The 25,232-nt window shown below is 67.5% G+C and carries 24 protein-coding genes; 19 read left to right on the top strand and 5 right to left on the bottom strand.

Annotated features, from left to right (window positions below; all coding sequences use genetic code 11):
* The first annotated feature begins 3 nt into the window (after positions 1-3).
* From FOA17_RS05455 to FOA17_RS05470, 4 genes are read left to right on the top strand one after another with little or no spacing between them, the layout of a single operon-like run.
* Positions 4-963 (top strand): ABC transporter permease, encoded by a 960-nt coding sequence (locus FOA17_RS05455; protein ID WP_149140443.1) that lies wholly within the window; start codon positions 4-6, stop codon positions 961-963.
* Positions 960-1,778: an ABC transporter permease gene (locus FOA17_RS05460; RefSeq protein ID WP_149140444.1), complete on the top strand. Its 819-nt coding sequence runs from the start codon at positions 960-962 to the stop codon at positions 1,776-1,778. Before FOA17_RS05455 ends, FOA17_RS05460 begins: the two co-directional genes overlap by 4 nt.
* A complete protein-coding gene (locus FOA17_RS05465) occupies positions 1,771-3,420 on the top strand; it encodes an ABC transporter ATP-binding protein (RefSeq protein WP_149140445.1) in 1,650 nt (549 codons plus the stop codon). The genes FOA17_RS05460 and FOA17_RS05465 overlap by 8 nt, the downstream gene beginning before the upstream one ends.
* Position 3,421: 1 nt before the next feature.
* Positions 3,422-4,252, top strand: coding sequence for an alkaline phosphatase family protein (locus FOA17_RS05470; protein ID WP_149140446.1), 831 nt, complete (start codon positions 3,422-3,424; stop codon positions 4,250-4,252).
* Here FOA17_RS05470 and FOA17_RS05475 read toward each other — a convergent pair.
* The gene (locus FOA17_RS05475; protein WP_203232267.1) at positions 4,249-5,139 is read right to left on the bottom strand and encodes an alpha/beta hydrolase; all 891 of its coding nucleotides are present in this window, start codon (positions 5,137-5,139) and stop codon (positions 4,249-4,251) included. The genes FOA17_RS05470 and FOA17_RS05475 overlap by 4 nt on opposite strands.
* A 135-nt stretch (positions 5,140-5,274) precedes the next feature.
* Between FOA17_RS05475 and FOA17_RS05480 the strand changes: the two genes are divergently transcribed.
* A complete protein-coding gene (locus FOA17_RS05480; RefSeq protein ID WP_149140447.1) occupies positions 5,275-5,712 on the top strand; it encodes a hypothetical protein in 438 nt (145 codons plus the stop codon).
* Between the two features lie 74 nt (positions 5,713-5,786).
* Here the strand turns inward: FOA17_RS05480 and FOA17_RS05485 are convergent, their stop codons facing one another.
* Positions 5,787-5,993, bottom strand: coding sequence for a cold-shock protein (locus tag FOA17_RS05485; RefSeq protein ID WP_149140448.1), 207 nt, complete (start codon positions 5,991-5,993; stop codon positions 5,787-5,789).
* Positions 5,994-6,377: 384 nt separating this feature from the next.
* On the opposite strand from FOA17_RS05485, the gene ccrA reads away from it, so the two are divergent.
* The 4 genes from ccrA (at position 6,378) to FOA17_RS05505 (ending at position 9,942) form a co-directional block, all read left to right on the top strand.
* A complete protein-coding gene (ccrA, locus tag FOA17_RS05490; RefSeq protein WP_149140449.1) occupies positions 6,378-7,670 on the top strand; it encodes a crotonyl-CoA carboxylase/reductase in 1,293 nt (430 codons plus the stop codon).
* Positions 7,671-7,850: 180 nt separating this feature from the next.
* Positions 7,851-8,036 (top strand): hypothetical protein, encoded by a 186-nt coding sequence (locus tag FOA17_RS05495; protein WP_149140450.1) that lies wholly within the window; start codon positions 7,851-7,853, stop codon positions 8,034-8,036.
* Positions 8,037-8,093: 57 nt separating this feature from the next.
* Entirely contained in the window at positions 8,094-9,626 is a 1,533-nt protein-coding gene (locus FOA17_RS05500; RefSeq protein ID WP_149140650.1) for an ATP-dependent DNA helicase, read from the top strand.
* 76 nt (positions 9,627-9,702) lie between these two features.
* Positions 9,703-9,942 carry an Lrp/AsnC ligand binding domain-containing protein gene (locus FOA17_RS05505; RefSeq protein WP_149140451.1) on the top strand — a complete coding sequence of 80 codons (240 nt, stop codon included), beginning with the start codon at positions 9,703-9,705 and terminating at the stop codon, positions 9,940-9,942.
* A 115-nt stretch (positions 9,943-10,057) separates the two neighbouring features.
* On the opposite strand, the gene FOA17_RS05510 is transcribed toward FOA17_RS05505, so the two are convergent.
* Together FOA17_RS05510 and FOA17_RS05515 are read right to left on the bottom strand one after the other, a co-directional pair.
* Positions 10,058-10,243 (bottom strand): zinc-finger domain-containing protein, encoded by a 186-nt coding sequence (locus FOA17_RS05510; RefSeq protein ID WP_149140452.1) that lies wholly within the window; start codon positions 10,241-10,243, stop codon positions 10,058-10,060.
* A 101-nt stretch (positions 10,244-10,344) separates the two neighbouring features.
* A complete protein-coding gene (locus tag FOA17_RS05515) occupies positions 10,345-10,896 on the bottom strand; it encodes a DUF1285 domain-containing protein (protein WP_149140453.1) in 552 nt (183 codons plus the stop codon).
* An 85-nt stretch (positions 10,897-10,981) separates the two neighbouring features.
* On the opposite strand from FOA17_RS05515, the gene FOA17_RS05520 reads away from it, so the two are divergent.
* The 5 genes from FOA17_RS05520 (at position 10,982) to FOA17_RS05540 (ending at position 18,988) form a co-directional block, all read left to right on the top strand.
* Positions 10,982-11,980, top strand: coding sequence for an AAA family ATPase (locus FOA17_RS05520; RefSeq protein WP_149140454.1), 999 nt, complete (start codon positions 10,982-10,984; stop codon positions 11,978-11,980).
* Positions 11,977-12,849, top strand: coding sequence for a DUF58 domain-containing protein (locus FOA17_RS05525; protein ID WP_149140455.1), 873 nt, complete (start codon positions 11,977-11,979; stop codon positions 12,847-12,849). The genes FOA17_RS05520 and FOA17_RS05525 overlap by 4 nt, the downstream gene beginning before the upstream one ends.
* Complete coding sequence (locus FOA17_RS05530; RefSeq protein WP_149140456.1) at positions 12,849-15,602, top strand: DUF4159 domain-containing protein; 2,754 nt, start codon at positions 12,849-12,851, stop codon at positions 15,600-15,602. Before FOA17_RS05525 ends, FOA17_RS05530 begins: the two co-directional genes overlap by 1 nt.
* The gene (locus FOA17_RS05535) at positions 15,599-17,671 is read left to right on the top strand and encodes a glutamine amidotransferase (RefSeq protein ID WP_149140457.1); all 2,073 of its coding nucleotides are present in this window, start codon (positions 15,599-15,601) and stop codon (positions 17,669-17,671) included. The genes FOA17_RS05530 and FOA17_RS05535 overlap by 4 nt, the downstream gene beginning before the upstream one ends.
* A 72-nt stretch (positions 17,672-17,743) precedes the next feature.
* On the top strand, positions 17,744-18,988 hold the full coding sequence (locus tag FOA17_RS05540) for a flavin monoamine oxidase family protein (RefSeq protein ID WP_149140458.1): 1,245 nt from the start codon (positions 17,744-17,746) through the stop codon (positions 18,986-18,988).
* Here FOA17_RS05540 and FOA17_RS05545 read toward each other — a convergent pair.
* Positions 18,985-19,692 carry a DUF599 domain-containing protein gene (locus FOA17_RS05545; RefSeq protein ID WP_149140459.1) on the bottom strand — a complete coding sequence of 236 codons (708 nt, stop codon included), beginning with the start codon at positions 19,690-19,692 and terminating at the stop codon, positions 18,985-18,987. The genes FOA17_RS05540 and FOA17_RS05545 overlap by 4 nt on opposite strands.
* Positions 19,693-19,774: 82 nt before the next feature.
* Between FOA17_RS05545 and FOA17_RS05550 the strand changes: the two genes are divergently transcribed.
* The 5 genes from FOA17_RS05550 to FOA17_RS05570 all read left to right on the top strand — a co-directional run bounded on the left by FOA17_RS05550 (position 19,775) and on the right by FOA17_RS05570 (position 25,113).
* Entirely contained in the window at positions 19,775-21,208 is a 1,434-nt protein-coding gene (locus FOA17_RS05550) for an FAD-linked oxidase C-terminal domain-containing protein (RefSeq protein ID WP_149140460.1), read from the top strand.
* 78 nt (positions 21,209-21,286) lie between these two features.
* On the top strand, positions 21,287-22,351 hold the full coding sequence (locus tag FOA17_RS05555; RefSeq protein WP_149140461.1) for an FAD-binding protein: 1,065 nt from the start codon (positions 21,287-21,289) through the stop codon (positions 22,349-22,351).
* 1 nt (position 22,352) lies between these two features.
* Positions 22,353-23,648: a glycolate oxidase subunit GlcF gene (gene glcF / locus FOA17_RS05560; RefSeq protein ID WP_149140462.1), complete on the top strand. Its 1,296-nt coding sequence runs from the start codon at positions 22,353-22,355 to the stop codon at positions 23,646-23,648.
* 49 nt (positions 23,649-23,697) lie between these two features.
* The gene (locus tag FOA17_RS05565) at positions 23,698-24,528 is read left to right on the top strand and encodes a trypsin-like serine peptidase (RefSeq protein ID WP_162528173.1); all 831 of its coding nucleotides are present in this window, start codon (positions 23,698-23,700) and stop codon (positions 24,526-24,528) included.
* A gap of 132 nt (positions 24,529-24,660) precedes the next feature.
* The gene (locus FOA17_RS05570) at positions 24,661-25,113 is read left to right on the top strand and encodes an Hsp20 family protein (protein ID WP_149140463.1); all 453 of its coding nucleotides are present in this window, start codon (positions 24,661-24,663) and stop codon (positions 25,111-25,113) included.
* Positions 25,114-25,232: the final 119 nt, after the last annotated feature.

Raw genomic sequence — 25,232 nt, forward strand, 5'->3', positions numbered from 1 at the left:
TCCATGGCGCATCCGATCCTGAAACTGGTTGCCCAACGCGTTGCGTTGGGCCTCCTGTTGCTTCTCGCGGCTTCGGTGCTGATCTTCATCGGCACCCAGATCCTGCCCGGTGACGTGGCGCAGGCCATTCTGGGCCAATCCGCCACGCCCGAGACGCTGGCCAACCTGCGCGCCGAACTGGGCCTGAACGAGCCTGTGGTGTCGCGCTATTTTTCGTGGCTTTTCGGGGTCTTGCATGGCGACCTTGGCACGGCACTTTCAAATGGCCAGCCGATTGCCCCCGCCTTGGGCGCGCGGCTGGCCAATACGTTGTTCCTCGCCTCTTGTGCCGCGGTGATCGCGGTGCCTCTGGCGGTTCTGCTGGGGCTGGTCTCGGTGCGCTATCGCAACCGCTGGCCCGACAAACTGATCTCGGCGGTGACGCTGGCCACCATTTCGGTGCCGGAATTTCTGCTGGGCTATATCGTGATCTTCTTTCTGGCGGTGCAGTATCGTCTGCTGCCGTCGCTTTCGACGGTCTATGATGGCATGACGCTGGGCGAGCGGCTTTATGCGATCGGCCTGCCGGTGATCGTGCTGGTGCTGGCGGTGCTGGGGCACATGATGCGGATGACCCGGGCGGCCATCCTCAACGTCATGCAATCGGCCTATGTCGAAACGGCCGAGCTGAAGGGCCTGCGCCCGTTCACCATCATCGCGCGCCACGCCTTTCCGAACGCCATCGCGCCGGTGGTGAATGTGGTGATGATCAACCTGGCCTATCTGGTGGTCGGTGTCGTGGTGGTGGAGGTGGTCTTTGTCTATCCCGGCATGGGGCAATATCTGGTCGATCACGTCTCCAAGCGCGACGTGCCGGTGGTGCAGGCCTGCGGGCTGGTCTTTGCCGGGGTCTATATCGGGCTGAACCTGATTGCCGACATCGTCTCCATCCTGGCCAATCCGCGACTGAGGCACCCGAAATGACCCGTCTGCCGCTTTCTGCCGTGATCGGCCTGACCTTCACCGGCGCCTATTTCGCCACGGCGCTTTTCGCGCCGCTGATCGCCCCCTATGGCATGGCCGAGATCGTGGGCGACAGTTGGGAACCGTCCTCCAGCCAGTTCTGGCTGGGCACCGACAGTATCGGGCGCGATCTGCTGTCGCGGATGATCTGGGGCGGGCGCACCACGATCTTTGTCGCGGCCTGTGCCACGATCCTGTCCTTTGGTCTCGGCTCGATCCTGGGCTTCTTTGCCGCGGTGCGCGGGGGCTGGGTCGATCAGGTTCTGTCGCGGCTTGTCGATCTGATGATGTCGATCCCCTCGCTGATCTCGGCGCTGGTGGTGCTGTCGGTGATGCCGGTGACGCTGCCGATCCTGATCCTGGTCATGGGCATTCTGGACAGCACGCGGGTCTTCCGCCTGGCGCGCGCCGTGGCGGTGGATATCGCGGTGATGGATTATGTGGAGGCCGCCCGCCTGCGCGGTGAGAAACAGGCCTGGATCATCTTTCGCGAGATCCTGCCCAATGCGCTGTCGCCCCTGGTCGCGGAAATGGGGCTGCGCTTCATCTTTGCCGTCCTGTTCATCTCCACCCTCTCGTTCCTCGGGCTGGGGGTGCAGCCGCCGATGGCCGATTGGGGCGGCATCGTGAAGGAAAACAAGGAGGGCATCGTCTACGGCATCCCCGCCGCGCTGATCCCGGCCTTTGCCATCGCCACGCTGGCGATTTCCGTCAACCTCGTGGCCGACTGGGTGCTGAACCGCACCGCCAGCCTGAAAGGAGGCCGCGGTGCCTGACAAAGCCGATCCGCAAACCCTGCTGGAGATCCGCGATCTGGTGCTGGAGGCCACGAGCTATCCGCCCGGTGAGCCGCCCAAGACCGTGACGCTGGTCCATGGCGTGTCGCTGGCGGTGGAAAAGGGCAAGGTGCTGGGCCTGATCGGCGAAAGCGGCGCCGGCAAATCCACCATCGGGCTGTCCTCGATGGCCTATGGCCGGGGCGGTGTGCGCATCACCGGCGGGCAGATCATCGTCAACGGGCGCGACATCCTGAAGATCGGCGCCGGCGGCCTGCGCAAGCTGCGCGGCAAGGAAGTGACCTATGTCGCGCAAAGTGCCGCCGCCAGCTTCAACCCGGCCAAGCCGCTGATGGAACAGGTGATCGAAACCACGCTGGCCAGTGGCCAGATGACCCGCGCTGCCGCCGAGGCGCGGGCGGTCGATCTGTTCCGCCAGTTGGGCCTGCCGAACCCAGAAACCATCGGCAAGCGCTTTCCGCATCAGGTGTCGGGCGGGCAGTTGCAGCGGGTGATGACGGCGATGGCGCTGTGCCCGAAGCCCGATCTGGTGATCTTTGACGAACCGACCACCGCGCTTGATGTGACCACGCAGATCGACGTTCTGGCGGCGATCAAGCGGGCGATCCATGAAACCGGGGTGGCCGCGCTCTATATCACGCATGATCTGGCGGTGGTGGCGCAGGTGGCCGATGACATCATGGTGCTGCGCCATGGTCGCATGGTGGAATATGGCAGCGTCCAGCAGGTGATCGAGGCCCCGCGCGAGGACTATACCCGCGCGCTGGTCTCGGTCCGGTCGATCGACCATGCCGAAAAGCCCGAGGCGCCGCCGCTCTTGCGCATCCAGAACGTGACCGCGCGCTACAAGGGCACCGCTTTCGACGTGCTGAAAAACGTCTCGGTCGATCTGCCGCCGGGGCAGACGCTGGCGGTGGTGGGTGAAAGCGGGTCGGGCAAATCGACGCTGGCGCGGGTGATCACCGGGCTTTTGCCGGCCAGTCAGGGCCGCATCACCTTTGACGGGCGCGACCTGTCTGCCGATCTGGCGGGGCGGTCGCGCGACGATCTGCGCGAATTGCAGATGATCTATCAGATGGCCGATGTGGCGATGAACCCGCGGCAGACGGTGGAAACCATCATCGGCCGGCCGCTGGAATTCTATTTCGGTCTCAAAGGCGCCGAAAAGCGCAAGCGGGTGCAGGAATTGCTGGACCAGATCGAGATGGGCAAGGGGTTTGCCGACCGCTATCCGGCGGAATTGTCGGGCGGGCAAAAACAGCGTGTCTGCATCGCGCGGGCGCTGGCGGCGAAGCCCAAGCTCATCATCTGCGACGAGGTGACCTCGGCGCTCGATCCGCTGGTGGCGGATGGCATCCTCAAGCTGCTGCTGGATTTGCAGGCGCGCGAGGGGGTGGCCTATCTGTTCATCACCCATGATCTTGCCACGGTGCGCGCGATTGCCGACCGGATCGCGGTGATGTTCAAGGGTCAGGTGCAGCGCTACGGCGCCAAATCCGATGTGTTGGCGCCGCCCTTTGACGCCTATACCGACCTTCTGCTGTCCTCGGTGCCCGAAATGAAGCTGGGCTGGCTGGAACAGGTGCTGGAGACGCGGCGGATGGAAAGCGCGGGGAACTGAGGTGGCAAAGCTGCTTCTGATCATCCTCGACGGTGTGCCCTATGCCAATTTCCGCCGGCTGTTCGGCAATCTGGAGGGCTGGGTGGCGCAGGGCGCGGCCCGGGTCTGGCGGCATCGGTCGGTGCTGCCCTCGACCTCGGCCAGTTGCTATGCTTCGCTTCATACCGGGCTGCCGCCGCAGGTGACGCAGGTCTGGGGCAATGAGGCGGTGCGGCGGCTGGATCACCCCGACATCTTTTCCGAATGCCGGCAGGCCGGGCGCAAGACTGGCGCGGTGGCGCACAGCTTCTGGTCGGAATTCTTCAACCGCGCGCCCTTTGATGCCGTGCGCGACCTGGAATATGACGAGGCTGACGGGCCGATTACCCATGGCCGCTTTCACACCATGCAGGGCTATAACCTGATCAATCAGGCCACGCCCGCCGATCATGACCTGTTCGCCACGCTGACCCGGCTGTGTGAAAGGTTCGGCATCGACTATGGCATGTTGCATACCTGCACTCTGGACAGCATGGGCCACCGCTTTGGTCATGACTGCCGTGAAATGGACCATGCCTGTTATGCGCTGGATGCCCAGCTTGCGCCCTTTGTGCAACGCTGGCGCGCGGCGGGGTATGAGGTGATCGTGACCGCCGATCACGGGCAGGACATGCGCGGCCATCATGGCGGGGCGGCGGATGTGCAGCGTGATACCGCGCTTTACTATTTCGGACCGGCCGAGGGGCCGCCGCCCGATGCGGTGATCGGGCAAATGGCACTGGCGCCGACGATCCTGACCCGGCTGGGCGTGCCGGTGCCGGCCTCGATGGGGGCGCCGCCGTTCCTGCGCTAGGCTGGCAGCAGGCCGCGCAGCCGGTCGCAAATGCGGTCGAACGCGGCGCGGGCGCGGGGCACGGAATGGCGGGCGCGCAGCCAGCCATGCACAAGCCCTGTATCCAGCAGCCATTCCGCGCGGCCGCCCGCCGCCCGGATGCGCGCCACATACTCGGCCCCGTCATCGGCCAGCGGGTCGCATTCCGCGCTGAAAGCTATGACCGGGGGCAGGCCGGTGAAATCATGGTCATGCAACACGCCCACGGTGACATCGGGCTGCGCGGGTTCGGCGCCGCCATGGCGCGCGGCGGCATACCAGATCACATCCGCCGTGGTCAGCATCGGCGCCCGCGCATGGGTCACATAGCTGCCCTTGCCGCGGTCACCGCCAAGGCCGGGATAAATCAGCAGCAGCCCGCGCAGATCGGCCTTGCCGCGCAGCGCATGCGCGACCGAGGCGACCAGCGCGCCCCCGGCGGAATCGCCCGCCAGCACCAGCGGGCCGGGCAGGGCGCGCGCCACCGCCAGCACATCCTCATAGGCGGCGGGATGGGGGTGTTCCGGCACCAGACGGTAATCGACGCTGATCACCTGCGCGCCGCAGGCCGTGGCCAGTTCGGCGCAGACATCGTCATGGCTGTCCAGCCCGCCCACCACGAAACCGCCGCCATGGGCATAAAGCAGCCGCGGGACCGTCGCCCCATAGCGCCGGCAAGGCACGCCCGCGATGGTCAGGTCCGCGACCTCCAGCCCGGCGGGGCGGGGGGCGCGAAAGGCCGCGCACATCCGGTCATAGACCGCGCGCTGATCGGCGATGGAAAGGTCCACGGCATCGGGGGGGTAAAAGCTTTCGCTGCGCTGGATGAAGTCGCGGGTCGCCGCGTCGATCTGCTGTTGATACGGCACGCCGTCCCCCTGTCCATTTCGGCGATCTTGCCACAATGCCCCGGCGGCACTGCATCAAAAACGCCGCGCCCTGCCCATATTGCCGACATAATCGGCGGTGATCCTGACCGCGTGGGCAATGTGGCGGGTGACGAGATGCAAGTGTTGCGAACCGAGATTTCCGGGGCCGATCTGGTCGGGTGGGGCGTGCGTGTCCTGCTTGTGGCGCAAGAGGGCGCGGCGGCGACCGATACCGCGATGAAGCGGGTGGCGGGGATGGGCGGCCAGGTGGACCTTGAGGGTGAATTTTTCGCCGGTCTGTCGGCGCTGATGGACGATCCGCGCGGCTACGGGCTTTTCGTGCTGCTTTGCGACGATTTCGGCGGGCTGGAGGCCGGCCATCGGGCGGTGTCGCTGCTGCGCGGGGCGGGCTGCACGGTGCCCTGCATCCTGGTCGCCTCGGGGCTGGCCGAGCAGAGCTTTCCCGAACATCGTGACGAGCCTGTCCTGCTGCGGGCGCCGCTTTCGGCGGTGTCGCTAAGGGTGGGCTTTGAACATGCGCTGCGCGAACGGATGCTGTGGTCGGCCGCCTGATTGCAGGGCCCGACCCCGGAAGATGAAAAAAGGCGGGCCGAGGCCCGCCTTTTCACATTCGATCGGGCGAAGGCTCAGGCCAGCGCCAGATTGGTCGCCGATTCGCGGCCGTCACGGCCGGCTTCGATATCGAAGGTCACGGCCTGACCGTCGGCCAGCGCGCGGATGCCGGCGCGCTCAAGCGCGGTGATGTGAACGAAAATGTCCTTCTTGCCGCCTTCCGGGGCAATAAAGCCATAGCCTTTGGTGGCGTTGAACCATTTCACGGTGCCCTTGGCCATCGTGCATACTCCTGTTTCGATCTGCCGCCCGCAGGATGCGGCGGCTCGGCATCGTCAGCGCATTCGAGCTGTGGCCGGGATTCGGTAACAGGGGTCGAGAAGAGATAACGTCGCGCGCGTAATGTGGGGCCGTCTGGCCATAAAGGCAAGCAATAAAGCACGAGGGCGGCAGATAGGGCGCGCGCGCGCTGCCTTGCATCTGCGGCATGGGGGGTATCTTCGCCGCTGCACTGCCGCAAGTCATGCGCTATCGCCGCAATGCGGCGGACATAAAATTTCAAGATCGACCTAAATACAGTTGCAATGTTGCGTCGCGAATGTATCTCTATGCCCATGGCACGCGCCGATTCTGCGGCGCGGCATCGACAGAGAGAGGAGCGCCCCATGGCCCTGGATACCCAGCCCGCGATTGCGCCTTATGACGCGCCGATCAAGGACTTGTATGAAATCGGCGAAATGCCGCCGCTCGGCCATGTGCCGAAGAACATGTATGCCTGGGCGATCCGCCGTGAACGCCATGGCGAGCCGGAACAGGCGATGCAGCTGGAGGTCGTGCCGACCTGGACGCTGGACAGCCACGAAGTGCTGGTTCTCGTGATGGCGGCGGGCGTGAACTATAACGGTGTCTGGGCCGGTCTCGGCGTGCCGATCAGCCCGTTTGACGGCCACAAGCAGCCCTATCACATCGCCGGTTCCGATGCCTCGGGCATCGTCTGGGCCGTGGGCGACAAGGTGAAGCGCTGGAAGGTGGGCGACGAGGTCGTGGTGCATTGCAACCAGGACGACGGCGACGACGAGGAATGCAACGGCGGCGACCCGATGTTCTCGCCCACGCAGCGGATCTGGGGCTATGAGACGCATGATGGATCTTTCGCGCAGTTCACCCGCGTGCAGGCCCAGCAGCTCATGCCGCGGCCCAAGCATCTGACCTGGGAGGAAAGTGCCTGCTACACGCTGACGCTGGCCACCGCCTATCGCATGCTGTTCGGCCATGCGCCGCATGACCTGAAGCCGGGTCAGAACGTGCTGGTCTGGGGCGCCTCGGGCGGGCTTGGTTCCTATGCGATCCAGCTTGCGGCGGCGGCCGGCGCCAATGCGATCGGCGTGATCTCCGAAGAGGACAAGCGCGATTTCGTCATGTCGCTGGGCGCCAAGGGCGTGATCAACCGCAAGGATTTCAAATGCTGGGGCCAATTGCCCAAGGTCAACAGCGAGGAATATAACGACTGGCTGAAAGAGGCCCGCAAGTTCGGCAAGGCGATCTGGGATATCACCGGCAAGGGCGTGAGCGTGGACATGGTCTTCGAACACCCCGGCGAGGCGACCTTCCCGGTCTCCACCCTGGTCTGCAAGAAGGGCGGCATGGTGGTGATCTGCGCCGGCACCTCGGGTTTCAACTGCACCTTCGACGTGCGCTACATGTGGATGCACCAGAAGCGTCTGCAAGGGTCGCATTTCGCGCATCTGAAACAGGCTGCGGCGGCGAACAAGCTGATGTGCGAACGCCGGCTCGACCCCTGCATGTCCGAGGTGTTCCCCTGGGCCGAGATCCCGCAGGCCCATACGCTGATGCTGCGCAACCAGCACAAGCCCGGCAACATGGCCGTGCTGGTGCAGGCGCCGCGCGCCGGGCTGCGCACCTTTGAAGACGCGCTGGAGGCCGGCCGTCAGGGCTGATCCGCCAGGGGCCTTGACCTTTGCGAAGGCAGTTTTCCGCCGCTCCGGTTCACCGGGGCGGCGGTTTCCATTCGGGAGCGCGGCGTTTGGTGACGTTCTATTGACCTATCCCCCGATATTGTCACGGTAATCGGTAGGGTTGTTTCCGATTCATATACAATCGGCGGGGTTGCAATGCATATGGCGGATGACTGGATTTTCGACCTACTGGCGGATCTGCGCAGCTTTGCGCTGGCCAACGGGCTTCCGGCTTTCGCGGCGCAGGTCGAAACCGCCGTTCGCGTCGCCGAGGTGGAACTGGCCGCCCGGGCCGAAGGGTTTGGCGGTGCGACGCTGCCCGACCAGCCGCTCGGGCGCGCGAACTGAAGGCGCCGCCGCCCCTCGCCATTCCGGGGCGGCTGGCCTAAGGTGCGCGCCATGCAGATGCCCGACCGCACGTCCGACATGACCTTTTCCGACGATCAGGCCGAGGCCTGGGATCGCGTGGCCGACCAGTTGCGCGGCATGGGCGTCGATCTGGTCGAAGGCAGCCTGACCCCCGCGACCGAAGGTAAAAGCACGGTCCTCGGGGTGATGGGCAAGGCGGGTTCGGGCAAGACCATGCTGCTTGCCAGTCTCTACAAGGCGCTGAAGGCCGCCGGGGTGGAGATCATTTCGGGCGATTACGAGGGCAAGCGCCGCAAGGAGCGCCGCAGCCTGGCGATTCTGGCGCCGACCAACAAGGCGGCCTCGGTGCTGCGCATGCGCGGCGTGCCGGCGACGACGATTCACCGCATCCTCTATACCCCGGTCTATGATCCGCAATATGAACGCATCGCCGACTGGCTGACGGGCAATGGCGAACGCCCGGTGGTCGAGGGGCTGACCGATCTGGCGCTTGATCGCGCCAAGGCGTTTTACGACAGCAATGCCTCGGTTCCCGGGGCGCTGGCGGCGGCGGGGCTGCGCGGGTCGGATTTCATCCAGGGCTGGAAACGGCGCGAGGAGCCGCTGGATATCGGCTTCATCGACGAAAGCTCGATGCTGGATGACCGACAATTTGATGACCTGCGCGAGATCTTTCCGACGCTGGTGCTGTTTGGCGATCCGGCGCAGCTGGCGCCGGTGAACCAGTCGGGGCAGATGGTGTTCGACAAGCTGGGGGCCGAGCGGCAGTTGCACCTGTCGCGCATCCACCGGCAGGCCGAGGGTAACCCGATCCTCGATCTGGCGCATGCGCTGGCCGACCCGGATCTGAGCTTTGACCGCTTTGAGCGCATGGTCGAACAGGCTGCCGCCCGCGATGACCGGGTGGTGATGGCCGAAAGGGTGGATGCCGGGTTGATGGCGCGCAGCCCGGTGCTGGTCTGGCGCAATGCGACGCGGATCCGGCTGATCAACGCCTTTCGCATGGTGAACGGCGCGCCGGCCGATGCGCTTTTGCCCGGCGAGCCGCTGATCTGCGACGGTATCGAACTGCCGCTGAAGCACCGCAAGAAACGTATTGATCTTGAGGCGCGCGGTCTGATCAAGGGCGCGCAGGTGATCTATCTCGGCCCCGGCACGCGGCCTGGATTTGCCAAGCTGCATGTGATCGGCGCCGAGGAGCCGCAGCTTTCCGCCGCCTCGATCATCAAGATCGAAAAGCCCGATGAGGAAGAGCCGTTCATCCCGCAGGCCGCGACCATGGGCGCCACCTTCCTGCATGGCGCGGCGGTGACGATCCACAAGGCGCAGGGGTCGCAATGGCCCGAGGTGCAGGTCTTTGCCCCCGATCTTTGGGCCGCCGCGCAGGCCGGGCGGTCAGAGGCCGGCATCGCGCTGTGGAAACGGCTCGCCTATGTGGCGATCACCCGCGCGGAAAAGCGGCTGCACTGGGTGATCCGCAACCGGCTGGGCCGGCCGCAGGCCCCGCTGGGGGTCGAGGATCTGCGCGCCCAGGCCCCGGCGGCCTTTGCGCTGAGCGCCGAGGAGTAAGCGGCGCGGAAGGGGCGGCAGGGTCTTTCCCCCGCCCGCGCCCCGGCATAAGCTGCCGCAAAAAAGGGAGCCCGCCATGTCCATCTGCGTCTTCGTCCAGTTCCGTTGCACCCCCGGCCAGACCTACAAGGTGGCTGATGCGATCTATGACCGCGAGGTGGTGAGCGAACTGTTCTCGACCTCGGGGGAATATGACCTTCTGGCCAAGGTCTATATCCCCGACGGGGCCGATGTCGGGCATTATCTTTCGGAAAACCTGTTCGACATCCCGGGCATCATGCGCACGCTGACCACGATGACCTTCAAGGCATTCTGACGCGCAACGGCGCGATTTTTCGACGAAAAATCGCTTCCGTTCAGCGCAATTCCGTGCCCGCCAAGCGGTTTCCGGCGCTTTTGAAAAAGCCCCATACCCGCCCGGGCCGGGCGCCTCAGTGGTCGTCGTGGGCGTGGTCGCGGTCGATCACATAGCGCTTGTCGCAATAGCCGCATTCGACAAAGCCGCTATCCTGCGGGATGGTCAGCCAGACGCGCGGATGGCCCAATGCGCCCTCGCCCCCGTCACAGGCCACTTTCCAATGGGTCACGACCTGGGTTTCCGGGGCTTCGATCGACATGGCGGACCTCCTGAATATGGCCACTGGCTGCGCCTTTGGTCCTTTTACGAAGCCAGCCGCGCCGGGGCAAGAGCGAAGGGGCAGGGCAGGCGCAAAGGCGGTTACCCCGCCAGTTCCGCCGCGCGGATCACCGGAAAGAACGCCCCCTGCGAGCGCAGGCCGAACCAGCGTTCCCCCTGCGCCTCGGCCTCCTCGCCGATCTCCATCAGGCGGTAAAAGCTCTTGCGGTCCACCCGGGCCTCCAGCCCGCGGCGGATCAGGATATAGGGCGCGCCCTCGGCCATGCGCAGCGGGTGGTCGGGGCCAAGCGTCACGCTGTCGCCGACATTGGTGGTGAAGGTCAGGTTTTGCGCCGCCCCCGTGCCGTCGCGCGTGAAATCGACGGCGATGAAGGGCACGTCCTCCACCCGGATGCCCAGCTTCTCGACCGGGGTGACGAGGTAATAACGCCCGTCTTCCAGCTTCAGGATCGAGGCGAACAGCCGCACCAGCGGCGCGCGGCCGATGGGGGTGCCCTCGTGAAACCAGGTGCCGTCGCGGGCAATCCGCATGTCCATCTCGCCGCAATAGGGCGGATTCCACAGATGCACTGGCGGCGGCCCCTTTTTCGAGGCGCGCTTCACCTCGTCCAGCATTGAGGGGGTTTCAGCCATTTGCGGGCCTTTCGCTTTTGTCATTTGTAGTGCGCGGCGCGAACCGCTTAAATACGCAGTATAAACCTTCAAGGGGCGAAAAGTCATGGCGCAAGAGTTGATTGGGCAGATCGAAAGCCTTGGGGCCCGGCTGGCAGAGGCGCGGGTCTCGATCAACCGGCGCTTCATCGGGCAGGAAAAGGTGGTGGATCTGGTGCTGGCCGCCCTTTTGTGCGGGGGGCATGCGCTGCTGGTGGGCTTGCCCGGCCTGGGCAAGACGCGGCTGGTCGATACGCTGTCCACCGTCATGGGCTTGCAGGGCGGGCGCATCCAGTTCACCCCTGACCTGATGCCGGCCGACATCCTCGGCTCCGAGGTGCTGGAGACGGCGGCTGATGGCAGCCGCGCCTTCCGCTTCATCGAGGGGCCGATCTTCTGCCAGTTGCTGCTGGCCGACGAGATCAACCGCGCCAGCCCGCGCACGCAATCGGCACTGTTGCAGGCCATGCAGGAACGCGAGGTCACCATCGCCGGCCAGCATCGCCCGCTGGGGCGGCCGTTTCATGTGCTGGCGACGCAGAACCCGATCGAGCAAGAGGGCACCTATCCGCTGCCCGAGGCGCAGCTTGACCGTTTCCTATTCCAGATCGACGTGGAATATCCCGACCGCGCGACCGAACGCGATATCCTGCTGGCCACCACGGGGGCCGAGGATTTGCAGGCGCATCAGGTGCTGACCGGGGCGGAGCTGATGGCCGCGCAAGAGGTGATCCGCCGCATGCCGGTGGGCGAGACGGTGGTGGAGGCGATCCTTGATCTGGTGCGCGCCTGCCGCCCGGGCGAGCCGGAGGGCGCCGCCCTGGCCGACAGTCTGAGCTGGGGCCCGGGGCCGCGCGCGGCGCAGGCGCTGATGCTGGCCTGCCGGGCGCGGGCGCTGCTTGACGGGCGGCTGGCGCCTTCGGTCGCCGATGTGGCGGCGCTGGCGCGGCCGGTGCTGACGCATCGCATGGCGCTGAACTTTGCCGCGCGGGCGCGGGGCGACAGCCTGTCGGGGCTGATCGACCGCGTGGCGGGCCGCGTGCTGGGGCTGGAGGCTGCGGCGTGACCACCCCCGCCGACCTGCGCGCCCGGGCCGAGCGGCTGGGTCAGGCCCTGCCGCCCCTCCTGGCGGCGGCCGATCATCTGGCGGCCTCGGTCGCTCTGGGCGATCACGGGCGGCGGCGCGCGGGCATGGGCGACGAATTCTGGCAATACCGGCAGGCCCATGCCGGTGACAGCGCGCGGATGATCGACTGGCGCCGCTCGGCCCGGGGCGATCAGCAATTCGTGCGCGAACGCGAATGGCAGGCGGCGCAGAGCGTGTCGCTCTGGGTCGATACCTCGGCGGCGATGCGTTTTTCGGGCGACCGCGCGCGTGCGCCCAAGATCGACAGGGCGCGGCTGCTGGCGCTGGCGCTGTCGATCCTCTTGCTGCGCGGCGGCGAACGGGTGGGCCTGCTGGGCGCGATGACGCCGCCCCGGGGCGGGCGGGCGCAGGCCGAACGGCTGGCGCTGGCGCTGGCCGCCGAGGATGCCGCCGATTACGGGCGCCCGCGCAGCGAGGGCATCGCGGCGCATGGGCGGGTGGTGCTGATTTCGGATTTTCTGGGCGATCCGGCGGGGGTGGAGGCCGCGATTGGCGCGGCCGCCGACCGGGGCGCGCGGGGCGTGTTGTTGCAGGTGCTGGACCCGGCCGAGGAGAGCTTTCCCTTTGACGGGCGCACGATCTTTGAATCCATGGGCGGCAGTCTCCAGCACGAGACGCAGCGCGCCGGCGATCTGAGGGCGCGTTATCTGGCGCGGCTGGCAGAACGGCGGGCGCGGCTTTCGCAACTGGCGCGGGCCTCGGGCTGGCACCTTTCGACCCATCACACCGGCGATGCGGCGCAGCCCGCGCTGCTCTGGCTTTATTCCGCGCTGGAGGCCGCGCTCTGATGTGGATGCTTGGCCCGCTGGGCTTTACCTCGCCTCTGGTCCTGACCGCGCTGGTGGCGCTGCCGCTGTTGTGGGTGCTGTTGCGCGCCGTGCCGCCGGCGCCGATCCGGCGGCGCTTTCCCGGGGTGGCGCTGCTGCTGGGCCTTCAGGACAAGGATACCGAGACCGAGCGCACGCCGCTCTGGCTGCTGTTGCTGCGGGCGGCGGCGCTGGCGGCGGCGATCATCGGGTTTGCCGGGCCGGTGCTGAACCCCGCACGGCAAGAGGCGGCCTCGGATGCGCCGCTGCTGATCGTGATGGATGCGGGCTGGGCCGATGCGCGCGACTGGCCGCGCCGGGTGGACCGCGCCTTGGCGGTGGCCGAGGCGGCGGGCCGGGCCGGGCGCACCGTGGCGCTGGCGCGGCTGACCGATCCGCCGCAGACCCCGGTATTTCAGGCGGCGCAACCGCTGCTGGCGCGGCTGGGGGCGGCGCGGCCCGAACCCTATGCCCCGCAGGATCTTGCGGGCTGGGCGGCGGCGCTGCCGGGTGATGCCTTTGACAGCTACTGGATTTCCGACGGGCTGGATCATCCGGGCCGCGACGCGCTGTTGGACGCGCTTCAGGCGCGGGGCGCGGTGCGGGTGTTCGAAACGCCGCGCCCCGTGCTGGCGCTGCGGCCCGTGGGGTTCAAGGATGGCGCGGTGCAGATCACCGCGCTGCGCCAGCCCGCCGGCGCGCAGGCCGAGATCGCGGTCGCCGCGCGGGGGCTGGACCCGGCGGGGATCGAACGTGAACTCGCCCGCGCGACCCTGACCTTTGCCACCGGCCAGACCAGCGCCGACACCGCGCTGGCCCTGCCGCCCGAATTGCGCAACCGTTTGACCCGGTTCGAGATTTCCGAGACGCGCACCGCCGGGGCGGTCACGCTGACCGATGACAGCCTCAAGCGGCGCAAGGTCGCGCTGATCGGGGGGGGCGCGGGGAAAGAGGGGCTGTTGCTGCTGTCGCCCACGCATTACCTGCGGCAGGCTTTGGCGCCGGTGGCCGAGCTGATCGACGGCAATCTGACCGATGTGTTGCTGGCCAATCCCGATGTGATCGTGCTGACCGATGTCGCGCGGCTGACCGGCGAGGAAAGCAATGGCCTGTTGAAATGGGCCGAGGGCGGCGGGCTTTTACTGCGCTTTGCCGGGCCGAAACTGGCGGCCTCGGACATCGCGCGCAGCGAGGAAGACCCGCTCTTGCCGGTGCGGCTGCGCGAGGGCGGGCGGTCGCTGGGCGGCGCAATGAGCTGGGGCGATCCGCGCACCCTCGCGCCCTTTCCCGAGGGAAGCCCGTTCTTCGGTCTACCGGTGCCGGGCGAGGTGACGATCAAGGCGCAGGTGCTGGCCCAGCCCGACCCCGCCCTGGCGGAACGCACCATCGCCATGCTGGAGGATGGCACGCCCCTGGTCACGCGCAAGGCGATCGGGCAGGGGCAGGTGGTGCTGTTCCATGTCACCGCCAATGCGGAATGGTCGTCGCTGCCGCTATCGGGCCTGTTCGTGCAGATGCTGGAGCGGCTGGCGGTGTCCACCCGCCCGGCGCTGCCCGATGCGGCCGATCTCAAGGGCCAGACCTTCACGCCCGATACGGTGCTGGATGCCTATGGCCAGCCGCAGGAACCGCAGGGCCTGCCCGGCATCGCGGGCGAGGATCTGGCCGGGGCGGCGCCGGGGCCGGGCCGTCTGCCGGGGCTATATGCCGGCGACGACCGGCGCGTCGCGCTGAACGTCATCGGGCCAGAGGCCACGCTGGCCCCGGCGGTCTGGCCGGTCTCTGTGCCGGTGGAGGGGATCGAGGCCGCGCGCGAAATGCCGCTGAAAGGCGCCTTGCTGGCGCTGGCGCTGGCGCTGCTGGCGGCGGACAGCCTTGCCGCGCTGTGGCTTTCGGGGCGGTTGCGCCTGGGGGCGGCGGCGCTGGCGCTGGCTTTGATCCTGCCGCAGCCCGAGGGCGCGCGGGCGCAGGACGCGCCCCAACCCGGCGACGCCTTCGCCATCGAGGCCACGACCGAATTGCGGCTGGCCTATGTGGTGACCGGCGACCGGCGGCTGGACGATCTGTCCAAGGCCGGGCTGATCGGGCTGGGCCAGCAATTGTTCGGCCGCACCACGATCGAACCCGCAGCCCCCATGGCGGTGGATATCGAGCGCGACGAACTGGCGTTCTTTCCCTTCCTCTACTGGCCGGTTTCGGCCGATCAGCCGCTGCCCTCGGTCGCGGCCTATGGCAAGCTGAACCAGTTTCTGCGCACCGGCGGCATGATCCTGTTCGACACCCGCGACGCGGATATGGCGGGCGGCACCTCGCCCGAGGCGCGGCGGCTGCAATTCATCGCGGCGGCGCTTGATATTCCGCCCTTGCAGCCGATTGCCCCCGATCATGTGCTGACCCGCACCTTCTATCTGCTCCAGGATTTTCCGGGCCGGCAGAATGCCCCGATCTGGGTCGAGGCGCCGCCCCCCGACGCCGAGGCGGCAGAGGGGATGCCGTTTCGCAACCTCAATGACGGGGTGACGCCGGTGGTGATCGGCGGCAATGACTGGGCCGCCGCCTGGGCGGTGAACGACCAGGGCCTGCCGCTTTACCCGGTGGGGCGCGGATCGACCGGCGAACGCCAGCGCGAGATTTCCTACCGTTTCGGGATCAACCTGATCATGCATGTCTATACCGGCAACTACAAATCCGATCAGGTCCATGTGCCGGCGCTGCTGGAAAGGCTGGGGCAATGAGCGGGGTTCTGGTCTTTTCGCCGCTGCTGCCCTGGCCGTTGCTGGCGGGGCTGGGGGCGGTGGCGCTGCTGCTGGTCGGGCTGGCCCTGGCGCGCGGTCTGGCGGGCTGGCCCTGGCGCGGGCTGGCGGTGCTGGCGCTGCTGGCGGCGCTGGCCAACCCCGCGCTGCAACAGGAAGACCGCAAACCCCTGAGCGATATCGTGATCGCCGTGGTGGATGAAAGCGCCAGCCAGTCGGTCGGTGACCGGGCCGCGCAATCGCAGGCGGCGCTGGCGCGCCTGCGGTCCGAGGTGGCGGCGCTGCCCGATACCGAACTGCGCGAAGTCACGCTGCGCGATGCGCCCGGCGATGGCGGCACCGCGCTGATGGCGGCCCTGACCGAGGCATTGGCGGCAGAGCCGCGCGACCGGATCGCCGGGGCTTTCCTCATATCAGACGGGCGGGCGCATGATCTGGCGCTGTCGCCGGCCAGCCCGGCGCCGGTGCATCTGATGCTGACGGGGCGCCGCGCCGATTGGGATCGCCGGCTGATCGTCAAGAACGCCCCCGCCTTTGCCATTCTGGGCGAGCCGGTGACGCTGACCCTGCGGGTCGAGGATGAGGGGCAGGTTCCCCCCGGCGTCACGGGGCTGGCCGATATTTCCATCGCCGTCGATGGGGGCGCGCCGGAATGGTATGCCGTGCCGGTGGGCGAGGATCTGGACCTGCCGGTGACGCTGCCGCATGGCGGGCAGAACATCCTGCAATTCGAACTGGCCGAGGCGCCGGGCGAATTGACCACCCGCAACAATGCCTCGGTCACCACGATCAACGGGGTGCGCGACCGGCTGCGCGTGCTGCTGGTTTCGGGCGAACCGCATGCCGGCGAGCGAGTCTGGCGCAACCTGCTGAAATCCGACCCTTCGGTCGATCTGGTCCATTTCACCATCCTGCGCCCGCCGGAAAAGCAGGACGGGATCCCGGTGGACGAATTGTCGCTGATCGCCTTTCCCACGCGCGAACTGTTCGTGGAAAAGATCGAGGAATTTGACCTCATCATCTTTGATCGCTACCGGCTGCGCGGCATTCTGCCCACGCAATACCTTGAAAACGTGCGCGATTATGTGCAGCGCGGTGGCACGGTGCTGGTGGCGGCGGGGCCGGAATTCGGCACCGCCGACAGCCTGTGGCGTTCGCCTTTGGCCGATATATTGCCGGTCACCACCACCAGCCGCGTGCTGGAAGGCGGCTTTCGCCCCGGCCTGACCGATCTGGGGCAGCGCCATCCGGTGACGCAGGGCCTTGAGAAACTGGCGCCGCAGGGCGGCTGGGGCCGCTGGTTCCGCCAGATCGAGATCGCGGCGCGCGGTCAGGGCCAGGTGGTCATGCAGGGGCTGGAGGGCAAGCCGCTGCTGGTGCTGGCGCGCGAGGGCGAGGGGCGGGTCGCGGTTCTTGCCTCGGATCACGCCTGGCTTTGGGGGCGCGGCTATGAGGGCGGCGGGCCGCAACTGGAACTGCTGCGCCGACTGGCCCATTGGATGCTGAAAGAGCCGGAGCTGGAGGAGGAGACGCTGGCCGCCGTGCCGGGCGAGGAAAGCCTGCGCATCACCCGGCATACGCTGGCCGCCGTGCCCCCGCCGCCGGTGGAGATCACCGGGCCGGACGGGCAGATCGCCAGCGTCACCCTGACCGAACGCGGCCCCGGGCTTTTCAGCACGGAATGGCCGGCGCCGCTGGTCGGGCTTTACCGGCTGAAACAGGGCGATCTGGCGACCGTCGTGGCGCTCGGGCCGCCGGCACCGCGCGAATTTGAACAGACGCTGGCCAGTGCCGACCCGCTCCGCCCCTATCTGGAGACGACGGGCGGCGGGGTGATCCGGCTGGAGGAGGGCCTGCCCGATCTGCGCACCGTGGGCGCGGGGCGGGTGGCGGCCGGGCGCGGCTGGCTGGGCATCACGCCGCGCGGCGCCTATCTGACGCAGGATGTGCGGATCAGCGAAGTGCTGCCCCCCTGGCTCTGGCTCTTGCTGGCAGCAAGCCTGACGCTGGTTGCCTGGCTGCGCGAGGGGCGGATGGGCGCGCGGCGCTGAACGCTTGGGCGAATCCCCGGTCTGGGGCATGCTTGAGGGGTGTTTCAGGCAGTGTTTCAGACGGAGGCGTTCATGACCGGGACGGTTGATGTTGTCATTGTCGGGGCCGGGGCGGCGGGATTGGCCGCCGCCAAGACACTGCGCGAACAGGGGCTCAGCTTTACCGTGCTGGAGGCGATGGACCGCATCGGCGGTCGCGCCTGGACCACCAGCACCGATTTCGGCGTGCCCTTCGATATCGGCTGTGCCTGGCTTCATGCCGCCGACCGCAACCCGTTTTTCCCCGAGGCGCAGGCGGCGGGCTGGACGCTCTATCATCACGACATGACGCTGGATCACCTCTATTTCGGGGGGCGGCGGGCGTCGGACGACGATCTGGCGCGGATGCGCGCGGCCGAGGTCGCGATGGCCGATTGCATCGCCACGCATCGGGGCGCCGAGGATCGGCTGTCGGCGGTGCTGGCCGATTGCCACTATCTGCGCGCCTCATCGACCTTTGCCGGGCCGATGGATTTCGGCGCGGATGATGACGAGATCTCCATCGCGGATTTCCGGGCGGCGGCGGATCTCGACCCCAATTATTTCACGCGCGAGGGGTTCGGTGCGCTGATCCATCGCTGGGGCGCCGATGTGCCGGTGCATCTGGCAACCCCGGTGCGCGGCATCCGCTGGGATGGGCCGGGCGTCGCCGTGGAAACCGATCGCGGCACCCAATCCGCGCGGGCGGTGATCGTGACGGTCTCGACAGGGGTGCTGCAATTCGACGGCATCGCCTTTACCCCGGCACTGCCCGACCGGCATCAGGAGGCGATCTTTGATCTGCCGATGGGGCTTTTGACCAAGATCCCCATCACGGTCAGCGGCACGCGGCTGGGGCTTCGGCCGTTCGACGATCTGCTGATGGAACGCCATGCCCGGCATGACCTGTTCTTCCTGTGCTTTCCCTTCAACCTTGACCTCATGGTCGGCTTTGTCGGTGGCGATTTCGCCTGGGAGATGGAGGCGGCGGGCGTCGAGGCCGGGCTGGATTTCGTGGGCGACCGGCTGGTCGAGATGTTCGGATCGGATATCCGCCGCCATATCGGCCCGGGCATGATGACCCGCTGGGGCGGTGAACGCTGGGTGCGCGGCGCCTATGCGGCGGCGCGGCCGGGCAAGGCGGCGGCACGGGCCGCGCTGCGCGATCCGGTGGGCGAGCGGATCTGGTTCGCGGGCGAGGCGCTGGCCGGGGCGGGGCTGATGCAGACCGCCGCCGGCGCGCGGCTTTCGGGGGCTGCGGTCGCGCGCGATGTGGCGGCGCGGCTGGCGGCGGCCTAGCTGTCCTCGCTCAGCCGGGCGACGATGGCGGCGCGGCTTTGCGAGGCGAATTCGCGCCGGATCAGCGTGGCAAAGGTGGCGGTCATGGTCAGGAACATCACCCAGGGCCCCGCCAGCCAGCCAAGCGCGCCAAGCGCGCAATAGACCGCGCGCAGGCCGCGATTGTAATTGCGCGCGGCCGTGATGTTGACCTCGGCCGCGCGGGCGGCGCGGTCATGGGCGCGCGGGTGGTCTGGGTCATTCGGCACCGAGGCCATCAGGACCGAACAATAGCCGAACAGCCGGTGCGACCAGACGAATTTCAGAAAGGCGTTGACGACAAAACCCAGCACGAACAGGATCTTTGCCTTGATCAGCAGGGCCGGATCGGAATGCAGCTCAAAGCTCATGGCGAGGCCCTGCAAGGGCGAGGTATCGGCGAGCAGCGCCAGCCCGGCGCCAAGCGCCAGCAGGCAGGAGGAGGCGTAGAAGGTGATCCCCTGGCGCAAGCCGTCCAGAATGGTGGCGTCAAAGATGCGCGGCTGGCGGGTGACGAATTCGCGCATCCAGTCGCGCCGGTAATGGGCGAGGATCTGCGAGACCGAAGGGCGCGGCAGGTCGGGCTTTTCGATCGCCCAGCCCAGCAGGGCCGACCCTGCCAGCGTGTAACCGGCAGCGGCCAGATCGGCGGTCGAGAATTGATGCAGCAGTGTCAGCGCGTCCATCCACTTGGCATAGCCTGACCAGAAAGCGTTGCCAAATGCAAAAATTGGATATATAAACTTACCAATATTCAGGGGGGCGCCGATGGACATGCCGATTCCGAATGCCGCGATCCTGGATCGCAAGGCGCGTATCGTGGCCGAGTTGCGCAGGGTTCTGCCCGCCGACGCCGTGATCGAGGACGGGGTGGAACTGCGCGCCTATGAATGCGATGCGCTTTCCGCCTATCGCTGTCCGCCGCTGGCCGCGATCCTGCCGCGCAACACCGCCGAGGTGGCGGCGGCGCTGAAGGTCTGCCATGCCGAAGGCGTGCCGGTGGTGCCGCGCGGCGCCGGCACCTCGCTGGCCGGGGGGGCGCTGCCCACGGCCGACAGCGTGATCCTGGGCATTGCCCGCATGAATGCGGTGCTGGAGGTGAGCTATCCCGACCGCTATATCCGCGTCGAGGCGGGCCGCACCAATCTGAGCGTGACCGGCGCGGTGGAGGAAGAGGGCTTTTTCTACGCCCCCGATCCGTCGAGCCAGCTTGCCTGTGCCATCGCCGGCAATATCGCGATGAATTCCGGCGGGGCGCATTGCCTGAAATACGGGGTGACGACCAACAACCTGCTGGGCGTGACCATGGTCTTGATGGATGGCACGGTGCTGGAGATCGGCGGACCCTGGTCGGACGCGGCGGGGCTTGATCTGCTGGGGCTGGTCTGCGGATCCGAAGGGCAGTTGGGCGTGGTGACCGAGGCCACGCTGCGCATCCTGCCCAAGCCCGAAGGCGCATTGCCGGTGCTGATCGGCTTTGACTCCTCGGAAGTGGCGGGGGCCTGCGTGTCGGACATCATCAAGGCCGGTGTCTTGCCGGTGGCGATCGAGTTCATGGACGGGCCCTGCATCAAGGCCTGCGAAGCCTTTGCCAAGGCGGGCTATCCCGATTGCGAGGCGCTGCTGATCGTCGAGGTGGAGGGGGCCGAGGCCGAGATCCGCCACCAGCTTGGCCTGATCACCGATATCGCGCGGCGTCACAACCCGGTGGAACTGCGCGAGGCGGCGGATGCCGATCAGGCCAAGCGCATCTGGCTGGGCCGCAAATCCGCCTTTGGCGCCATGGGGCAGATCAACGATTACATGTGTCTGGATGGCACGATCCCGGTTTCCAGCCTGCCGATGGTCTTGCGTCGGATCGGTGAATTGAGCCGGGATTACGGGCTGGATGTCGCCAATGTGTTCCATGCGGGCGATGGCAACATGCATCCGCTGATCCTTTACAACGCCAATACCCCGGGCGAGCAGGAGAAATGCGAGGCGCTTGGCGCCGATATCCTGCGGCTTTGCGTCGAGGCGGGCGGCTGTCTGACCGGCGAGCATGGGGTGGGGATCGAAAAGCGCGACCTGATGGAGGTGCAATATGGCCCCGCCGATCTGGAGGCGCAGTTGCGGGTCAAGGATGTGTTCGATCCGCAATGGCTGCTTAACCCCGCCAAGGTGTTTCCGCTGCATGTGACCGCCAGCCGGCGTGCCGGCTGAGACCGCGCGGGGGGCTGTCTGCCCCCCATCCTGCTGCGCAGGATTCCCCCCGAGGATATTTTTGAACAGATGAATGACATGCGCCCAGGTGATGAAGCGGAATTGAGTGAGGCGATCCGGGCCGCGTCCGGGCCCTTGCGGGTGCGAGGCGGCGGCACGCGCGGAGCGGCGCGCGAAGGCGCCGTGCTGGAGACGGCAGGGCTTGCCGGTATCCGGCTTTATGAACCGGGCGCGCTGACGCTGGTGGCGGGGGCGGGGACGCCGCTGGCCGAGATCGACGCGGCGCTGGCGGCCGAGGGGCAGCGCTTGCCCTTCGAGGTGCCGGATCTGCGGGCGGTGCTGGGGCGGGCGGGCGTTTCGACCCTGGGCGGCGTGGTGGCCGAAAATGCGGCCGGGCCGCGGCGGGTGGCCGTGGGGGCGGCGCGCGATTTCTGTCTGGGCCTGCGGATGGTCGATGGCCGGGGCACGGTGATCCGCAATGGCGGGCGGGTGATGAAGAATGTCACCGGCTATGATCTGGTCAAGCTGATGGCGGGCAGCCGCGGGCAGTTGGGCGTGCTGACCGAGGTCGCGCTGAAGGTGCTGCCGCGCCCCGAGGCAGAGGCGACGCTGTGCCTGCCCGGGCTTGACGATGCGCGCGCGGTGGCGGCGATGTCGGCGGCGCTGGGTTCGCCCTGGGAGGTGACGGGGGCGGCGCATCTGCTGGGGCGCGGCACCTATCTGCGGGTCGAGGGGTTCGAGGGCTCGGTGCGCTATCGCGCCGGGCGGCTGCGCGATCTGCTGGCGGGGTTCGGCTCGGCGGCGGAGGTGGCCTCGCCCTGGAGCGCGATCCGCGATGTGACGCCGCTGGCCGAGGTGCCGGGCGATCTGTGGCGGCTGCATCTGGTGCCTTCGGAGGCGGCGGCTGTGGTGGCGCGGCTGGGCGCCGAGGCGGCGGTCTATGACTGGGGTGGCGGGCTCGTGTGGCTGCGCATGGCGCCGGGCGTCGATCTGCGGGCGCGGGCCGGGGCGTTTCGGGGTCATGCGACCTGTCTGAGCCGCCCCGACGCGGTGCCCGAATCCCCTGAAATCGCCCGGTTGACCGCGGGCTTGCGCGCGCAGTTCGATCCGCGCGGCCTGTTCTCCGACCCGGCGGGAGCCTGACATGCAGACCTTCTTCACCCCCGAGCAATTGCAGGATCCCGGCCTGGCGCGGGCCAACCAGATCCTGCGCAGCTGTGTGCATTGCGGCTTTTGCACCGCGACGTGCCCGACCTATCAGGTGCTGGGCGACGAGCTGGACAGCCCGCGCGGCCGTATCTACCTGATCAAGGAAATGCTGGAGAGCGGCCGCCCGGCGGATGAAAGGACGGTCAAGCACATCGACCGCTGCCTGTCTTGTCTGGCCTGCATGTCCACCTGCCCGTCGGGGGTGCATTACATGCATCTGATCGACCAGGCGCGGGCCTATGTCGAAAAGACCTATCGCCGGCCCTGGCATGACCGGGCCTTGCGATGGGTTCTGGCGAAAGTGATCCCGCATCCGACGCTGTTTCGCCTGTCGTTGCTGGGGGCCAAGATGGCGCGGCCCTTTGCGCGGCTGATCCCCGATGCGCGGTTGCGCGCGATGATCGCCATGGCACCGAAGGAGGTGCCGCCGGTCAGCCGCAATGACGACCCGCAGGTCTTTGCCCCGACCGGGCCGAGGCGGGCGCGGGTGGCGCTGTTGACGGGATGCGCGCAAAAGGCGCTGAACACCGATATCAACGATGCCACGATCCGGCTGCTGCGCCGCATCGGCTGCGAGGTGGTGGTGGCCAAGGGCATGGGCTGCTGCGGGGCGCTGACGCATCACATGGGGCGCGAGGGCGAAAGCCATGCCCAGGCGGCGGCCAATATCGGTGCCTGGATGGGGGTGAAGGCCGAGGGCGGGCTGGATGCGATCGTGATCAACACCTCGGGCTGCGGCACCACGGTCAAGGATTACGGCCATATGTTCCGCAACGATCCGCAGGCAGACGCGGCAGCGGAAGTGTCGGGCCTGGCGATGGATATTTCAGAACTGCTCGTGAAACTGGGTCTGCCCGAGGGTCGGCGCCGGCTGCGCGTGGCCTATCATGCCGCCTGTTCGCTGCAACATGGTCAGCAGGTCAAGACCGCGCCGAAGGATCTGCTGAAACAGGCGGGGTTCGAGGTGGTGGAGCCGGCCGACCCGCATCTGTGCTGCGGCTCGGCCGGCACCTACAACCTGCTGCAACCCGAGATCTCGTCGGAGCTGAAACGCCGCAAGGTGGCAACGCTGGAGGCGAAGACGCCGCAGGTGATTGCCGCGGGCAATATCGGCTGCATGATGCAGATCGGATCGGGCACCGGGCTGCCCGTCGTCCATACCGTCGAATTGCTGGATTGGGCCACAGGCGGGCCGGCGCCGCGCGCGCTGGTCGCGGCGGGGCTTGCCTGAACGCGCGATTTGCCACAATCCTGCCGGATCAACGGGGTAATACGGGCGGATGATGCGCGTTTTCGGTTTGATCCTGACCATCTGCCTGAGCCTTGGCCTGCCGGCCGGGGCGCAGGATGCACGGCTCAAGAGCCTGGAATCCAGCGATATGGGGCGAGGATGGGAGGCGGTCGGGCGGCTCAATCTGGGCACGCGCGGCTTTTGCACCGGGGCTCTGATCGCGCCGGATCAGGTGCTGACGGCGGGGCATTGCCTGTTCGACAAGGAAACCGGCGCCCGCATCGACCCGACGACGATCGAGTTTCTGGCCGGCTGGCGCAATGGTCGGGCGGTGGCCTATCGCCGGGTGAAACGCGCGGTCGCGCATCCCGACTATGTCTATAGCGGCGGCGATCTGGAGGCGCGGGTGCCTTTTGACGTGGCGCTGTTGCATCTGGATCAGCCGATCCGGCTTCCCTCGGTTCGGCCCTATGATACCGCGCCGGAGCCGCGGCGCGGCGCGCAGGTCGGCGTCGTGTCCTATGCCCGCGACCGCGCCGAGGCGCCGTCGCTGCAAGAGGTCTGCGAGGTGCTGGCGCGGCGGTCGGACATGCTGATGCTGAGCTGCGACGTGGATTTCGGATCCTCCGGCGCGCCGATCTTTTCGCTGGAGGGCGGCGTGGCGCGGGTGGTCTCGGTCGTGTCGGCCAAGGCCGAGATGGACGGGCGCAAGGTGGCGCTTGGCACCGCGCTGGAGGCGCCGCTGGCGGTGCTGCGCGCGGCGCTCTTGCGCGAGGAGGGGCCCTTGCGCGCCAGCGGCGCCAGTGTGTTGCGCGGTGGGGCGGCGGGGGCAGGCACGGCGGGCGGCGGCGGGGCCAAATTCCTGCGCCCCGGCGGCTGAACGCCCTCCCCCTTGAAACCACGATCCCCATTGCACAGATGAGGGGAGCCGGGCGCCATGACGGGCCCGGCTTCAACCCGAAGGCCCGCCCGGATGCGGGGGGCCTGATTGCATCGCTCAATGAGGATGACCATGCGTAATTTCGACCTGGCCCCGCTCTATCGTGCCACTGTGGGCTTTGACCGTATCGCCGATCTGATGGATCGCGTTCTGGCCGCCGATGTCGCCCAGCCGACCTATCCGCCCTACAATATCGAAAAGACCGACGAGAATGCCTATCGCATCTCGATCGCGGTCGCGGGCTTCACGCCCGAGGAACTGAATGTCGAGGTGCGCGACGGGGCGCTGTTCGTCACCGCGCGCAAGGCCCCCGACGAGGCTGAGCGCAATTTCCTGCATCGCGGCATCGCCACCCGCGCCTTTGAGCGCCGCTTTGCCCTGGCCGATCATGTGCGCGTCTCTGGTGCCAGCCATGAACATGGCATGCTGCATATCGACCTGGTGCGCGAGACGCCCGAGGCGCTGAAGCCCCGCCGGATCGAGATCGCCCGCGCCGCCGATCTGGTGGATGCGAAGGTGAACTGATCGCAAAGGGCCGAACGCGCGGCCCTTTGGCGGGCGCCGGAGGGGTTTTGCACCCCTCCGGACCTCCCCGCAGGATATTTTTGAACAGATGAAGGACAGCGGCGAGAAGATGTGCGGAA

It is taken from the genome of Gemmobacter caeruleus (assembly GCF_008271655.1).
Lineage (GTDB): Bacteria > Pseudomonadota > Alphaproteobacteria > Rhodobacterales > Rhodobacteraceae > Gemmobacter > Gemmobacter caeruleus.

Coding starts and splice junctions, on each gene's coding strand:
- FOA17_RS05535 (WP_149140457.1), top strand. CDS start 15,599: ATGAGCGGGGTTCTGGTCTTTTCGCCGCTGCTGCCCTGGCCGTTGCTG.
- FOA17_RS05510 (WP_149140452.1), bottom strand. CDS start 10,243: ATGTCGATCGAAGCCCCGGAAACCCAGGTCGTGACCCATTGGAAAGTG.
- FOA17_RS05455 (WP_149140443.1), top strand. CDS start 4: ATGGCGCATCCGATCCTGAAACTGGTTGCCCAACGCGTTGCGTTGGGC.
- FOA17_RS05485 (WP_149140448.1), bottom strand. CDS start 5,993: ATGGCCAAGGGCACCGTGAAATGGTTCAACGCCACCAAAGGCTATGGC.
- FOA17_RS05540 (WP_149140458.1), top strand. CDS start 17,744: ATGACCGGGACGGTTGATGTTGTCATTGTCGGGGCCGGGGCGGCGGGA.
- FOA17_RS05570 (WP_149140463.1), top strand. CDS start 24,661: ATGCGTAATTTCGACCTGGCCCCGCTCTATCGTGCCACTGTGGGCTTT.
- FOA17_RS05550 (WP_149140460.1), top strand. CDS start 19,775: ATGGACATGCCGATTCCGAATGCCGCGATCCTGGATCGCAAGGCGCGT.
- FOA17_RS05555 (WP_149140461.1), top strand. CDS start 21,287: ATGCGCCCAGGTGATGAAGCGGAATTGAGTGAGGCGATCCGGGCCGCG.
- FOA17_RS05480 (WP_149140447.1), top strand. CDS start 5,275: ATGCAAGTGTTGCGAACCGAGATTTCCGGGGCCGATCTGGTCGGGTGG.
- FOA17_RS05460 (WP_149140444.1), top strand. CDS start 960: ATGACCCGTCTGCCGCTTTCTGCCGTGATCGGCCTGACCTTCACCGGC.
- FOA17_RS05545 (WP_149140459.1), bottom strand. CDS start 19,692: ATGGACGCGCTGACACTGCTGCATCAATTCTCGACCGCCGATCTGGCC.
- FOA17_RS05520 (WP_149140454.1), top strand. CDS start 10,982: ATGGCGCAAGAGTTGATTGGGCAGATCGAAAGCCTTGGGGCCCGGCTG.
- FOA17_RS05565 (WP_162528173.1), top strand. CDS start 23,698: ATGATGCGCGTTTTCGGTTTGATCCTGACCATCTGCCTGAGCCTTGGC.
- ccrA (WP_149140449.1), top strand. CDS start 6,378: ATGGCCCTGGATACCCAGCCCGCGATTGCGCCTTATGACGCGCCGATC.
- FOA17_RS05505 (WP_149140451.1), top strand. CDS start 9,703: ATGTCCATCTGCGTCTTCGTCCAGTTCCGTTGCACCCCCGGCCAGACC.
- FOA17_RS05500 (WP_149140650.1), top strand. CDS start 8,094: ATGCCCGACCGCACGTCCGACATGACCTTTTCCGACGATCAGGCCGAG.
- FOA17_RS05495 (WP_149140450.1), top strand. CDS start 7,851: ATGGCGGATGACTGGATTTTCGACCTACTGGCGGATCTGCGCAGCTTT.
- FOA17_RS05530 (WP_149140456.1), top strand. CDS start 12,849: ATGTGGATGCTTGGCCCGCTGGGCTTTACCTCGCCTCTGGTCCTGACC.
- glcF (WP_149140462.1), top strand. CDS start 22,353: ATGCAGACCTTCTTCACCCCCGAGCAATTGCAGGATCCCGGCCTGGCG.
- FOA17_RS05515 (WP_149140453.1), bottom strand. CDS start 10,896: ATGGCTGAAACCCCCTCAATGCTGGACGAGGTGAAGCGCGCCTCGAAA.